This is a genomic window from Prosthecobacter sp. (assembly GCF_044373815.1).
GTDB lineage: Bacteria > Verrucomicrobiota > Verrucomicrobiia > Verrucomicrobiales > Verrucomicrobiaceae > Prosthecobacter.
The window spans coordinates 1-13,434 of the sequence record NZ_JBIPNG010000144.1; the positions used below are offsets into that span (position 1 = coordinate 1).

General features: G+C 59.6%; 10 protein-coding genes. 5 read left to right on the top strand and 5 right to left on the bottom strand.

Translation table 11 applies throughout. From position 1 onward, the window contains the following. Both ACIREA_RS13505 and ACIREA_RS13510 read right to left on the bottom strand, forming a co-directional pair. The coding region (locus ACIREA_RS13505) for a hypothetical protein (protein WP_397382801.1) at window positions 1-264 on the bottom strand (264 nt) is incomplete at its 3' end. Window position 265: 1 nt separating this feature from the next. After that, complete coding sequence (locus tag ACIREA_RS13510) at window positions 266-1,651, bottom strand: MFS transporter (RefSeq protein WP_397382802.1); 1,386 nt, start codon at window positions 1,649-1,651, stop codon at window positions 266-268. 205 nt (window positions 1,652-1,856) lie between these two features. Here ACIREA_RS13510 and ACIREA_RS13515 point away from each other — a divergent pair, with 205 nt between their 5' ends. Continuing rightward, entirely contained in the window at window positions 1,857-2,585 is a 729-nt protein-coding gene (locus tag ACIREA_RS13515) for an N-acetylmuramoyl-L-alanine amidase family protein (RefSeq protein WP_397382803.1), read from the top strand. Window positions 2,586-2,591: 6 nt separating this feature from the next. After that, window positions 2,592-3,518 (top strand): hypothetical protein, encoded by a 927-nt coding sequence (locus ACIREA_RS13520; RefSeq protein WP_397382804.1) that lies wholly within the window; start codon window positions 2,592-2,594, stop codon window positions 3,516-3,518. A 5-nt stretch (window positions 3,519-3,523) separates the two neighbouring features. Here ACIREA_RS13520 and ACIREA_RS13525 read toward each other — a convergent pair whose 3' ends face one another. Beyond that, window positions 3,524-4,450, bottom strand: coding sequence for a dihydrodipicolinate synthase family protein (locus tag ACIREA_RS13525; protein ID WP_397382805.1), 927 nt, complete (start codon window positions 4,448-4,450; stop codon window positions 3,524-3,526). Window positions 4,451-4,517: 67 nt separating this feature from the next. Between ACIREA_RS13525 and ACIREA_RS13530 the strand changes: the two genes are divergently transcribed. Next, complete coding sequence (locus ACIREA_RS13530; protein WP_397382806.1) at window positions 4,518-5,837, top strand: PQQ-binding-like beta-propeller repeat protein; 1,320 nt, start codon at window positions 4,518-4,520, stop codon at window positions 5,835-5,837. A gap of 102 nt (window positions 5,838-5,939) precedes the next feature. After that, on the top strand, window positions 5,940-7,310 hold the full coding sequence (locus ACIREA_RS13535; protein WP_397382807.1) for a DUF1501 domain-containing protein: 1,371 nt from the start codon (window positions 5,940-5,942) through the stop codon (window positions 7,308-7,310). Between the two features lie 92 nt (window positions 7,311-7,402). Here ACIREA_RS13535 and ACIREA_RS13540 read toward each other — a convergent pair whose 3' ends face one another. Together ACIREA_RS13540 and ACIREA_RS13545 are read right to left on the bottom strand one after the other, a co-directional pair. Further along, window positions 7,403-9,607, bottom strand: a complete 2,205-nt coding sequence (locus ACIREA_RS13540) for a M60 family metallopeptidase (RefSeq protein ID WP_397382808.1) — start codon at window positions 9,605-9,607, stop codon at window positions 7,403-7,405. 23 nt (window positions 9,608-9,630) lie between these two features. Further along, a complete protein-coding gene (locus tag ACIREA_RS13545; protein ID WP_397382809.1) occupies window positions 9,631-10,233 on the bottom strand; it encodes a helix-turn-helix domain-containing protein in 603 nt (200 codons plus the stop codon). A gap of 114 nt (window positions 10,234-10,347) precedes the next feature. Between ACIREA_RS13545 and ACIREA_RS13550 the strand changes: the two genes are divergently transcribed. Next, window positions 10,348-13,434 (top strand): homocysteine S-methyltransferase family protein (locus ACIREA_RS13550; RefSeq protein ID WP_397382810.1); only part of this gene is annotated, 3,087 nt, incomplete at its 3' end.

A 13,434-nucleotide genomic window follows, 5' to 3' on the forward strand; every position in this document is an offset into this window, starting at 1 on the left:
GATTTCGTCCCAAAGTTTGTCGATCTCCTTGGGGCCGTGCGAAGGCCTGCCGGCTTTCGAGAACCAGTAGTCCGCGTTCCACTGGTCGCCTTCGATCACATGGAGCAGCGCATGAATCCAGGAACCCATCTTCGTGTGGATGTCCTGTGCGATGTTGTGCGCAGCGTCCCAGTTTCCCTGCTTTGCATGCCAGAGGGCGAGCGCTTCAGGGGAAACAGCTTCAGCCTGAGCCTGCGTGGTGGTCTTGAGTTCAGCGGCGGTCATTTCAATCGTCTTCTGGCAGCGGCTTGCCTTTGGTTTCAGGAGCGAACGGCAGAATGATGATACCCATGAGGAAGATGGCGCACATGGTCATCGCCGCGTAGCGCAGCGGCAGAGCCGGATCCTGAGCGGCGAACTTGCCATAGATGCCGGATGTGAGCGTGGCGGAGAAAAAGCTGCCACCGGCGGCCGCGAAACGGCCCAGATTGTAGCAAAAGCTGGTGCCCGTGCTGCGCAGCTTGTTCGGGAACAGCTCCGGGAGATAAATGGCGAAGCCGGCGAACACGCTCAGTTGTGCGGTGCCCATGAGGAACATCATCCAGCGCGCGGAGATCGGGTCGCTCATTTTCCAGTAAACGAGGAATGTGGCAACGAGTGCGGCGCTGAAGCCCAGGAAGAAGGCAAGGCGACGGCCCAGCTTGGCAACGTTGGTGAACAAGGTCATGCCCACGGCGGCTCCCATCATGTTCCAGAGATAGGCCACGGAGATGGCATTGTTCACTTCGGCGGCCACCTTGTCAGGAGCGACGCCCGCCTTCTCAAAGTACTGTTTGAACACCACCTTCTGCAAATCGACGGCATACTCGCCGATGGCCCAAAGGCCGATCACGCCCGTGCTGGCGATGACAGCTCCCACGAACAGGTTTTTGCGCCAGCGGGCGCTGGCCAGCAGGCTGGCATACGGTGCGAAGATGCTGCCTTTCGGCAGCTGGTTGGTATCCTTGAGGTGCTGCCATGAGGCGGGCTCCTTGAGGTAGCCACGGGTGAAGATGATCATCAGCGCAGGGGCCGCGCCAATGAGGAACATCCAGCGCCAGCCCGATCCGGCAGTGATGGTGTGATTTGCTTCCAAGGTATCAATGCCGATTTTTGCAAAACCTGCGGTGATGTTCCCGATGGTGGACAGAATCTGCAGCAGGCCAAGGCACTGGGTGCGCGCGCCATTGGGAACGGTTTCAGCGATCAATGCCACGGCAAGGCCAAACACGCCGCCAACGCCCACGCCAGTGAGGAAGCGGAAGATGGTGAAGTCCAGCTGGGTGCGGCTGAAATAGCTCAGGCCGGTAAAGGCGGAGTAGATCAGGATCGTCAGCGTCAGCATTTTAGCGCGGCCGAATTTGTCGCCCAAGGCACCGAAGGTCAGTCCGCCGACCCCCCAGCCAATGAGGAAACAGGCGGTGACAACCTTGCCAAAGGCCTGCAGATCAGGATTCGTCGGCGGCAGCTTCATCAGTTCCACCAAGGCCGGCACACGGGCGAGCGAAAACAGGCGCTGGTCCAGGCAGTCAAAGAACCATGCTGCTGAGGCGACGATCAGCACAAACCAGTGGTAGCCGGTCAGCTGCTTGTACCAAGGTGCATTGGAATCGGTAAGGGACGGGGTGCTCATGAGAAGCGCGGATGTTGAATGACGTGGAGGAGGATGACAATCCCGAAATCAAAGGAATCATGCCGCACCAGATAGGCCGTTTCTTTCACCTATATCGATATCGGCTGGATAAGTTTATGAGGCCGGAAAGCGCGGCAGGTACGTTCTGCATGAACTTGCTTGAACAAGCGCATTGAATTTTGACCATTGGCCTTTAAACACTCTCATGCGCAAAAACGTCGCAATCTTCCTACCACTGACGCTTGCCTTCATTGTCGCGGCCTGCGCCACTTACGATGGCTCTCGCGTGGCACGCTGGGAGTCGCGCTTTGCGCCGGTGCCGTCCGGGGCCATGACACCTGACCAGCTGCTCGCCGAGGCGCACATCAAACTCGACATCATCCCCTCTGGCACGGTGGGACGCCGCTACTACCGGCCGATGCAGCCGCGCTACATCACCATTCACAGCACGCAGAACTACACCGGCAATGCCTACCAGCATGCGCTGGCACTGAAGCGTGGCGCCCTGCGCGCGACGAAACGCAAGGGGGGCAACCGCATCGGCTTTCTCACCTGGCACTTCACCGTGCAGGATGACATCGCGATCCAGCACCTTCCCTGCCGTGAGCAGGGCGAGCACGCTGATTTCGACGGTGTCGGCAACAATTACAGCATCGGCATCGAAATGTGTGAGCACCATGGCAATGACCTTGGCCAAACCATTGACCGGACAGCCCGGCTGGCCGCGTATCTGATGCGTGCTTATAACATTCCGCTGGATCACGTGGTGCCGCACTATCACTGGCCGCGTGTCGGTGTCAGTCCGCTGCACAAGGACTGCCCGCATTTCCTGCTGGAACATGGCCGCCCGGGTCAGACCTGGCGGTGGTTTCAGGGACGTGTGCAGTTTCACTACAACCGCATGCTGCAAGGTCCGGCAACGCCGCTGGGTTGAAAAAACATGAAGGCGCTTCTGCTCCAGTTTGTATTCGCTCTCACGGCAGTTTCTGTCTGCTGCGGGCAGAGTGTGGACGCGTGGTCGGAAAAGCCGGTGCCCAGCACGAGCAAGCAGGTCGCCATCCTGGAAGACAAGCGCCTCAATGAAAGCTCCGGTCTGGCGCTGGGTGTCCGTGATCCCTCGATTTTCTGGACCTCGAACGATTCCGGCGGGGAGCCTTGTGTCTTTGCCATCGACCGCAGTGGTAAAACGCGCGCCAAGGTGCGTGTGCGAGATGCGGCAAACTTTGACTGGGAGGACATCACCTCTGGTAAAGATTACAAGGGAACTCCGACGCTGTTCATCGGGGACATTGGCGACAATCTTTTCATCCGAGCCTCGATACAGGTTTATCAGATCCCCGAGCCTGAAATCAGTGCAGCAGGCAAGTCTGTGGCGGAAACTGAAACCGCCGCACCGCAGATCTGGCGTGCGAACTATCCTGATGGCAGGCGCAACGCCGAAAGCCTGCTCATGCATCCGCAGACCAGGCGACTTTACGTCCTGACCAAGAGTGATGATGGCAGGTGCGCGCTCTATGCTTTTCCACAGACGTTGCAACCCAATGTGAGCATGGTGCTCGAAAAAGTAGCCGATCTGAATTTTCCGACGCTGATTCGTGCCGGCAAGCGTCCGCATGACAACTGCATGACCACAGGAGCCTGCTTTGCACCGGATGGATCACGGATGGTCGTCTCCACCTACAGCAGCCTGTATGAATGGCTGCTGCCCAAGGAAAAATCACTCGCAGAGGCCCTGAAAGAAGCGCCGGTGCGCATCGAACCCGAACTCCTGCGGCAGCTGGAAGGCGTCTGCTATGACAGCGACAGCCGCACGCTGTGGATCACCAGCGAACACTTGCCGACGCCTCTGATTCGGATCAAACGCTGATCCACTTATTTGACCCACTCGAAAAAGCCCATGGCTTCGAGTTCGCCGTGCAGCCTGTCTTTTTGTGCAGGGGTGAGCGTGGTGTTGGGAAGACGGGCCGGGCCGACATCGACACCGAGCATGGCCATCACAGCTTTTGCCGCACCCATGTAGCCGTAGCTGACGAGGGTGCTGATGATCTGCACCCCGCGAAACTGCTCCCGCTGTGCAGCGGCAAAATCATTCTGGGCAAACGCGGCCAGCAGGCGCAGGTAAATGGGGGCGGCGAAGTTGAAACCGCTGCCGACAGCGCCCTTTGCGCCCATGGCCAAAGCACCGAGCATATGCTCATCACAGCCAAAAGGCACGTCCCAGGCACCATTGTCGGCACGCAGGCAATACTGGTAGGCCATGAGGTCAGGATTGGTGAATTTGACACCGGCCAGATTCGGGATGCGTTTGCCTGCCTGCTGCAGGAAATCGGGCACCGAGAGATTCACGCCGGTCATCGACGGAATGTCATAGTAGTAGAAAGGGGTGTCCGGCGCTGCTGCGGCGATCTGGGCCATCGTCTCCACCAGCACCTCGACGTTCTTCGGTTTGAAGTACATCGGCGCCAAAGCTGCGATGGCTGCTGCGCCCAGATCCTCGGCCTGCTCCGCCAGCGCTTTCGCATCGGCGACGCAGTTTGCCCCCACATGCACCACCACGCGCATGGCGGTGCCCTTCGTGACCGCCATCCAGCATTTGGCCAGCAGGTGACGCTCATCGTAGGTGAGCGAGTGACTTTCGCCGGTGCTGCCACCGATGAAAACGGTGTTCACTCCTTTTGAGAGTAGGAACTCCGTTTGTTTTTCCACCACGTTGAGATTGAGCGAGCCATCGGGATGAAATGGCGTGTGAGTGGCTGTGACCAGGCTGTGCAGGCGTTGGGAGTCGGGCAGGTTCAGCATAATGGGGCAAACGTGCGATACGCCAAATCCTCTGCAACATGATTCATGGTGGTGAGTTTGTTTGTCCATGCGCTCCGCCTTTTTCATCCTTCTCCTACTGTCAGCCATGCTCCATGCCGACGACTGGCCGCACTGGCTGGGGCCTCAAGGCGACAGCGTCTGGCGCGAGTCCGGCATCATTGAAACCTTTCCTGCAGGTGGTCCCAAGGTGCTCTGGCGGGCAAAGATCGGTGGTGGCTACACCGGTCCGGCCGTCGCGGAAGGCCGGGTTTATCTCATGGACCGCCAGGTGGCCGAAAAGAGCAGCGTGCCTGGCAACGCCTTCGCGCGGGGCATCATTCCCGGCACCGAGCGCGTGTTTTGTCTGGATGCGAAGTCGGGTGCGCTCGTTTGGGAGCATCGCTACGAATGCACTTACACGATGAGCTATTCCACCGGCCCGCGCTGCACTCCCGTGGTGAGCGGTGGTAAAGTGTGGACTCTCGGCGCGGAGGGAAACCTCCTGTGCCTTGATGCCGCAAACGGCAAGGTGCTCTGGTCGCATGACTTCAAAGCCGAATATGGAGCGAAGACACCGATGTGGGGCTTTGCCGGACATCCGCTGCTCGATGGTCAGTGCTTGATCTGCCTCTGCGGTGGTCCGGGCAGCGTGGCCGTCGCCTTTGACAAGGACAGCGGCAAAGAAATCTGGCGTGCGCTGGATGCACGCGAGCCCGGCTACTGCCCGCCTACCATGATTGAGGCCGGGGGCTCGAAGCAACTCATCCTCTGGCATCCGCAGGCGGTGAATTCGCTCGATCCCGCCACTGGCAAAGTGCTCTGGTCTTATCCATGGGATGTGCGTTTTGGCCTCACCGTAGCCACTCCAAGGCTTGCGGGAGATCTGCTCCTCTTCAGCTCCTTCTACACCAGTTCGAAATGCTTCAAGCTGGACGCCGCCAAGCCGGCAGCATCGTTGGAGTGGGAGGGTAAAAGCTTCAGCGAAAAGAACACGGACACGCTGCACAGCCTCATCAGCACTCCGTTCATCGAGAACGGTCACATCTACGGCGTGTGCAGCTACGGTCAGCTCCGCTGCCTGAAACTCGACACTGGCGAGCGCCTCTGGGAAACCTTCGCCGCCACCACCGGCGGGCTACCCGTCCGCTGGGCAAACGCCTTCCTCATCAAACACGAAAGCCGCTTCTTCCTCGCCAACGAGCAGGGGGATCTCATCATCGCCAATCTCACACCGAAAGGCTACGAGGAGATCAGCCGGGCCAAGCTCCTGAAACCCACCACCACCGATCCGCGCCGGGCTGTGGTGTGGTCACACCCTGCCTTCGCCAACCTGTGCGTCTTCATGCGCAATGATGAGGAGATTGTGTGCGCGTCGCTGGCGAAGTGATCCTCTGGCCCGAAGAATTCCCGGCTGGCTGCCGTATGGTTGCACATGCCTTCTGCCTCGCCCCAGCCTGTTTGTTCCGGTCCCCTAGACCGACGTGGCTTCATGCGTTTCGGACTCACGGGATTTGCGAGTCTGGGCTGGCCGGGATTGCTCAAGCTGCGCGCTGAGAATGCCGCGAAGCCTGTGCGTGAACGCACCGCTGTCATATTAGTTTGGCTGCGCGGTGGTTGCTCGCACCTCGACACCTATGACCCCAAACCGGACATCGGCAGCGAGTACCGTGGCCCTTTTAAGACCATCAAAACCAAGGTGCCCGGCATGCAGCTCACCGAGTTGATTCCATTGCAGGCAAAAATCGCCGACAAATTCACCCTGCTGCGCTCGATGACGCACACCGGTGGCGGACATCCGGCTGGATCGCTGCAAATGCTCAGTGGCGATACGGATGCGCGTGACAAACCCAAGCCCTTGCTGCCGGACTGGATGACCGTGGCGAATTTCATGCGCTCGAAAAACAAGCGCAACAGTCCGTTGCCGAACTACATCGGCGTGAACCCGATCATCAATTACGACAGCTTCACCATCGCCGGCCCGGGCTTTGTCAACGCAGCCTATTCGCCGCTGGCGGTGCTGAGTGATCCCAGCCGCCCGGATTTCGCCGTTCCAAACGTCGGCCTGTCCGACCCGTCCAAGCTGGCCCGTCTCAACGACCGCATGGCCTTGCTGCACAGTCTCGACAATCTGGAACGCAACGTCGATGCCGCTGGTGAAATGGGCGCGATGGATCAGTTCGAAGCGCAGGCGATGACGTTGCTCACCAATCCGCAGACGCGACATGCCTTTGATCTCTCCAAAGAAGACAAGCGCACCCGCGAACGTTACGGCATGCATCGCTGGGGGCAGCAGCTGCTGCTGGCTCGACGTCTCGTTGAATCGGGTGTGGAAATCATCACGAGCTGCCTTGATGGACCGCAATGCGGTCGTGTGGGCAACTGGGACGATCACGCCGTCAACCACCACGTCTTTGATGCGCTGCGCTTCCGTGCCGGAGCCTTCGATCAGGCCGTTTCAGCGTTGATTGAGGATGTGTATGCACGGGGGCTCGACAAACGCGTGCTCGTTGTGGTCAGTGGTGAGTTTGGGCGCACACCCAAAATCAGCCACGTTGCCAGTTCCGGCGCCGGAGAGGCCAGTGCAGCGGCGGGTGTCGTGCAGCCGGGCCGCGACCACTGGCCGCGTGCCTTTACCAATCTCTGGGCTGGTGGCGGTCTGCAAACCGGCGGCATCATTGGAGCCAGCGATAAACGCGGCGAAGACGTGGTCGAGCACGCCTGCTCGCCGCACGATTTCCTCGCCACGATTTACCACCATCTGGGGATCGACTCCGCCAAAGAAACGATCAATGACTTCAGTGGTCGTCCCACCCCCATTGTGCCAAACGGGACGCCCATCCGGAAATTGATTCGAGTGTAGGTCAGAGGATGAAGGGTGGGGTGGCGCAGCCGGCCAGTTTTATGCCGGCAACGAACTGTTGGCATCGCGTCCACCCTGCGAAGCAAATTGCTTCACATCCCTTTCGGCATCCACGGATCCAGCTTGCTCACTTCCGCCTTCGCGGCTGAGCTGACGGGAATGCCCCAGGCATCGAAGAAAGGGCCGAGGTTCTTGTTGGTGATTTTGGAGTAGCGCACAAGAAACTGATCACGGCGTTCGTCATCGCTTTTTGGAGCCGGGCCGAAAGCGGGATCGTCGAAGCTGTAGAGGTATTTGCGCCAGCTTTCCCAGCTGAACTCCTGCATGAGCTGGATGTAGGTGGTCAGCGCGGTGAAGGGCTCGCTTTTCCACACCTGCCACTTGTTGGACGCCTTCTTGATCTTTTCGATGTGCTCCTTGCGCGCTTCCTCGGTGATGGCGGTATGGCCGATGAGCCAGTCTTTCTTTAAAACGGCGTCATAGCAGTACATGCCGATGACGTTGTTGGTGACTTCGCCGGTACCGTCGAAGGTGAAATTGCCACGCTGATGATTGTGGCCGATTTCATGGTAGAATCCCCAGCCGGGAAACTTCAGTTTGCCAAACGTCGTCATCTCCGGCGCGGCGCTCGTCGGTATCATTATGGGGTAACCGCTGTGCATGTAGCCGGCGCTGATCTGCACATCCGCCACGATGCGCTCGGGGCGCTTACGTTCGGCCGTTTGATTGGTGATGTCGTCCTGCGCTTCGACCACCTTCTTCCAGAACTCCATGAGCTGGGTGGGATTGTTGATGGCGCGCGCGACCTCGGTGGGGCAGCTCACGATCAGCTTATCGCAGGCGAGTTCGGCCCAGGGAGCGGGGCGCTTTTTGATTTCGCTCCATTTGGCATCGTCATCCTGGCCGAGAACGAACAGTGGCGCTGGTACTGCGTTTTGAACGACGGCGGTGAAAGCTTCGTCGTCCTTGGCGCGGCCAGGAACTTCGATGTAGATGAGCCCGCCAAAGGCGCTGGCGGTTTTCGTGGTGGCGGTGGCTAATCCGACGCTGCGGGTGATGTCCGGCGCGCGTTCCCATTTGTCGAGATGGTACAGCGTGTCGCTGTGGCAGCCGATGCGCACGGCGTAGCCTTTGTCGGCTAGTTTTTCCGGCAGTATAACGGTGATGGTGTCACCTGCGGCTGCGTAGAGGCCGGTGCTGGTCCAGCCGGGGATGCTGGGTGTCACTTTGATCTCTCCCGAGACACGTGGTGCACCCTCAGGCACTTTGCCGGGGAAGGCTTCATGCGCAGGATGAGCGGCCACGCCTTCACCGGCGGCTAGGCGCAGCACGCGTGTCTCCATGCCGAGGCGCAGGCGTTGCGCGGCATGCTTGTCGGCGGTGAGCGGTGCCTGGGCTGTCGGCACCACGGCATCAGCGCCGGCAGTGCCCAGTGCGGCGAGCACGGCGGCCTTCAGATTGCTGCGGTCCGGCGGTTGTGCCGCCATGGCGATCTGGATGGCGTTCGTGCCCTGCTTCATTTGCTCAGCCGTCAGTGCGGGGCCGCCATCGCGCTGCTTTTTGATCGCGCTGATGGCCTCAGAGGCGTTCATCATTTGGGGCAGTTCCACGCGTGCTTCAAAGCTGCGCAACTGGTCAAACGCGCTCATGTCCGTGATCGCGATGCCTGCGGGCATCAGCGCTTGGTTGAGGCCGTGTGACACCGCCAGGTCTTTGCCGCCGCTCGTCTGGCTGAAAGCCCAGCCCGTCATGCCGCCGATGAATCCGCCGCCGCCTTTGACATACTCCGCCACCGCCGCGCCTTCCTCGGCGCTGATGATGCCCTGCATGTTCACGATGACGACATCGAAGTCGCTCAGACTTTTCTTGTCGATCTTGTCAAAGGTCTCCACTTTGAATTCGTGCTGCTTGTACAAATTGACCGCATTCACGCCTTTGAGGCCCAAGCGGGGCTTTTCTTTGTTGGCCGCCCAATTCACGCAGTTCTCCATGAGCTTGGCGTGATCTCCGCCTTCACCTCCGGCGAGGTAGCTGTTGTGACCAAAGAGAATGACGCGCCCTTTGGCATAACCTGCCGCCGCTGCGACTGCGATCTCGACCCCATCCTTGTCAGGTGCGGAGAGAATGGGAAACGCCATATTCCCCCAGATGCCGATGGGTCCCGGTGCACCTGCCTTCGGCAACGATTTGACACCTTCGAGGATTTTGGCGCGTTCGGCATTCACGAGCGCCGGGGGCATCTGCGCATGCAAGACCCCGACAAAGGCGAGGAGGACGAGTGTGGTGGCTGATTTCATGGTTGGGTTGGAAAAATGAGGCTCTAGCGGTAGATCACGACGAGGAACACCAGAGCGTCCCCTTTGCCGGTGTTGACGATGGCGTGCGGCACGTCGGCGCGGTAGGTGCCGGAGTCGCCTTTGCCGAGTTCTTCGCTGTTTTGGTCGGATTCGATGCGCACGCTGCCGTCCTCCACGGTCAGGAACTCGCGGGTGCCTTCAAAGTGAGCCTGGCTGCGAAGGGTGCCTCCCGGGCGCAGGGTCATCTCATAGAACTCCACGTCCTTTTCGAGGTTGATGGGTGAGAGCGTGCGGATCTCGCACTGCTTGTCGCTGCGATAGACCTGGGCGCGGTCGCTGGCCCGGATGACCTGAATTTTCGAAGCGCTGGCCTCGGCGCTCTCAATCAGCTCCTGCAAGGTCAGTCCAAAGGCCCGGGCGATGCGGAAGGTGACGGTCAGGGTCGGATTGGCCTTTTCACGCTCGATTTCGCTGAGCATGGAGCGACTCACACCGCTCGCCGTGGCGAGTTCTTCGAGCGACCAGCCGCGGTCCCCGCGCAGTTTTTTCACCCGCTTCCCCAGATTCTCATTGATGGCCTCGGGGCTGGATTCAATAGAGGGGGCGGCTTTGGGTTTGGGGGGCATGAGTGTCGGTATAACGGATGGTTCTCTTGTAAATTAGAAATAATAGTCACATGCTCAAATCATGATGCGTTGATATGACTGTTGACCTGCCCAGCTAGAACGCTAATTTCCCCCATGCCCGCACGACCCAATGTCCGCTCTGAACTCGAAGCCGCCATGCGCCAGAGAATCCTGGTTATTGATGGTGCCATGGGCACGACCATTCGTGGTTATGGACTGAAAGAGGCCGACGCGCGCGGCACCCGATTCCTGTCCAACGAGAAGGATCTGCTCAATAACGGCGACATTCTTTCCATCACCCGTCCGGACATCATCGAGGACATCCACCGTCGCTTCTTGGAAGCCGGGGCTGACATCATCGAGACGAACACCTTCAGCGGCACCAGCATCGCCCAGGCAGAGTTCTTTACGGAAGTGCCGGCAGGGCGGCGTAAAGATCCCGAATTCTTCCAGACCGTGCTGGAGGACAAGTTCCTCAACGATCTCGCTTGGGAGATCAACTTCGAGTCCGCTAAGCAGTGTCGTAAATGGGCCGACCTCGTGGGCGAAAAGACCGGGCGGAAACGCTACGTGGCAGGGGCCATCGGGCCGCTCACCGTCTCGCTCTCGCAGTTCCCAGACCTTTCCGACCTTAGCTTCCGTTACGTCACATTCGATCAGGTGAAGGAGGCGTATAAGCACCAGGTGCGCGCCCTCATCGCCGGCGGAGTGGACACCCTGATGGTCGAGACGATCTTTGACTCCCTCAACGCCAAGACCGCCCTCGTGGCGATCCGTGAGGTGTTTGCAGAAGATCAGGTGGAACTGCCCGTGCAGATCAGCGCGGCTGTCGGACCTGGTGGCGAGACGATGATCTCCGGTCAGGTGACCGAGGCTTACCTCAATGCCATGCGGCATGTGAAGCCGCTGTCCATCGGTCTGAACTGCTCCCTTGGGCCAGACAAGATGCGCCCCTTCCTGGAGGAGCTTTCCTCGAAGGCCGACTGCTTTGTCTCCGCCTATCCGAATGCTGGCATGCCGAACCCGCTGGCACCGACGGGCTTTGACCTGCTCCCACCAGACATGGCGGTGTTTGCCAAAGACTTCGGCAGCAGCGGTTTCGTGAACATCATGGGCGGTTGCTGCGGCAACACGCCTGAGCACATTGCTGCGATTGCCAAGGCGGTGGAAAACCTCGCACCGCGTCAGGTGCCTGCCGACACGCATTCGATGCGCCTCAGCGGCTCGCAGCCCTTTGTGCTGAAGGGGACAACACCGGAGGAGCGCCCGCCTTATCTCATGATCGGCGAGCGCACGAACGTGGCCGGATCACCCAAGTTCGCCAAGCTCATCAAGGAGGGCAAGCTGGAGGAGGCCGTGGCCGTGGCCCGTCAGCAGGTGGAGAGCGGTGCCAATGTGATCGATGTCTGCATGGACGAAGGTCTCATCGACGGCGTGCCCACGATGACCAAATTCCTCATCCTGCTCCAGACCGAGCCAGAGGTGAACAAAGTGCCCATCATGGTGGACTCCTCCAAATGGGAGATCATCGAGGCCGGTCTCAAATGCCTGCAGGGCAAGGGCATCGTGAATTCCATCTCGCTCAAGGAAGGCGAGGACAAGTTCAAGGAATGCGCCCGCAAGATCAAACAGTATGGCGCTGCTACGGTGGTCATGGCCTTCGATGAACAGGGCCAGGCCGCCACGTATGAGGACAAGATCCGCATCTGCGAACGCGCCTACCGCATCCTCGTGGACGAGATCGAATTCCCGCCGGAAGACATCATTTTCGATCCCAACATCCTCACCGTCGCCACCGGCCTCGAGGAGCACAACAACTACGCGCTCGACTTCATCAACGCCACGCGCTGGATCAAGGAGAACCTCCCGTATGCCAAAGTCAGCGGCGGCGTGAGCAACGTCAGCTTCAGCTTCCGCGGCAACAACAAGGTGCGCGAGGCCATGCACAGCGTGTTCCTCTATTATGCCATCAAGGCAGGCATGGACATGGGCATCGTGAACGCCGGCATGCTCGAAGTGTACGAGGAGATCCCGAAGGACATGCTCGAAAAGGTGGAGGACGTCATCCTCAACCGCCGCCCGGATGCCACGGAGATTCTCGTGGATTACGCCGAGCAGTTCAAAGGTCAGGCCGGTACTACCAAGAAGGTGGAGATCGACATGAGCTGGCGGCAGGGCCCTGTGAGCAAGCGTCTCGAACACGCCCTGCTGCGAGGCATCACAGACTTCATCAACGAAGACACCGCCGAAGCGCTGGCCCAGCTTGGCAAGCCTCTCTCTGTGATCGAAGGTCCTCTCATGGATGGCATGAGCGTGGTGGGCGATCTCTTCGGTGCTGGCAAAATGTTCCTCCCGCAGGTCGTCAAAAGCGCCCGCGTCATGAAACAGAGCGTGGCTTATCTGCAGCCCTTCATGGAAATCGAGAAGGCTCGCAGAGCGCGTGAGCGCGCCCTGCTGCTCGAAGTTGCCGCCAAGACTGTCACTGCTTTGGAAAGTGGTGGCGCTGTCGCCGTGGTCGAATCCTTCACCTACACGCCCAGCAGCGGCCTGAGCCTCGAAGAGCGTCGTGCGGAAGTGAAGCTCGCTGCCGAACTTGGCGCTGTGTTTGAAGTGGAGGGCGAGGCCGCTCTTCAGCAGAAGCTTGAAAGCCTGCGCAAGGACTCCTCCAATTCCGACCGTGTCGTTTCTCCATTCCTCAACCATGCTCAGTCCACCGCTGGTGGTGCTGCCGGCTCTGCCAATGGTCTGACGGCCGAAGATCTTATTCCTGCAGAAGCTGCCAAGCAGGGCGGTGGCAAAATCGTTCTCGCCACAGTCAAAGGTGACGTGCATGACATCGGCAAAAACATCGTGGGCATCGTTCTGGCCTGCAATGGCTTCGAAGTCACTGACATGGGCGTCATGGTGCCCTGCGATAAGATTTTGGAAAAGGCTCTCGAAATCGGCGCCGATGTGATCGGCCTCAGCGGCTTGATCACTCCATCGCTGGATGAGATGGCGCATGTGGCCAGCGAGATGGAGCGTCGTGGCTTCAAGCAGCCGTTGCTGATCGGTGGTGCCACCACCAGTCCGGCTCACACCGCCATCAAAATCGCGCCGAAGTACAGCGGCAGCATTGTGCATGTGCTGGACGCCTCCCGCAGCGTGCCTGTGACGACATCCCTGCTCAGCGAAGATCAGCGTGAAGCCTTTGTGGCCAGC

Coding starts and splice junctions, on each gene's coding strand:
- ACIREA_RS13520 (WP_397382804.1), top strand. CDS start 2,592: ATGAAGGCGCTTCTGCTCCAGTTTGTATTCGCTCTCACGGCAGTTTCT.
- ACIREA_RS13515 (WP_397382803.1), top strand. CDS start 1,857: ATGCGCAAAAACGTCGCAATCTTCCTACCACTGACGCTTGCCTTCATT.
- ACIREA_RS13535 (WP_397382807.1), top strand. CDS start 5,940: ATGCGTTTCGGACTCACGGGATTTGCGAGTCTGGGCTGGCCGGGATTG.
- ACIREA_RS13545 (WP_397382809.1), bottom strand. CDS start 10,233: ATGCCCCCCAAACCCAAAGCCGCCCCCTCTATTGAATCCAGCCCCGAG.
- ACIREA_RS13540 (WP_397382808.1), bottom strand. CDS start 9,607: ATGAAATCAGCCACCACACTCGTCCTCCTCGCCTTTGTCGGGGTCTTG.
- ACIREA_RS13525 (WP_397382805.1), bottom strand. CDS start 4,450: ATGCTGAACCTGCCCGACTCCCAACGCCTGCACAGCCTGGTCACAGCC.
- ACIREA_RS13530 (WP_397382806.1), top strand. CDS start 4,518: ATGCGCTCCGCCTTTTTCATCCTTCTCCTACTGTCAGCCATGCTCCAT.
- ACIREA_RS13510 (WP_397382802.1), bottom strand. CDS start 1,651: ATGAGCACCCCGTCCCTTACCGATTCCAATGCACCTTGGTACAAGCAG.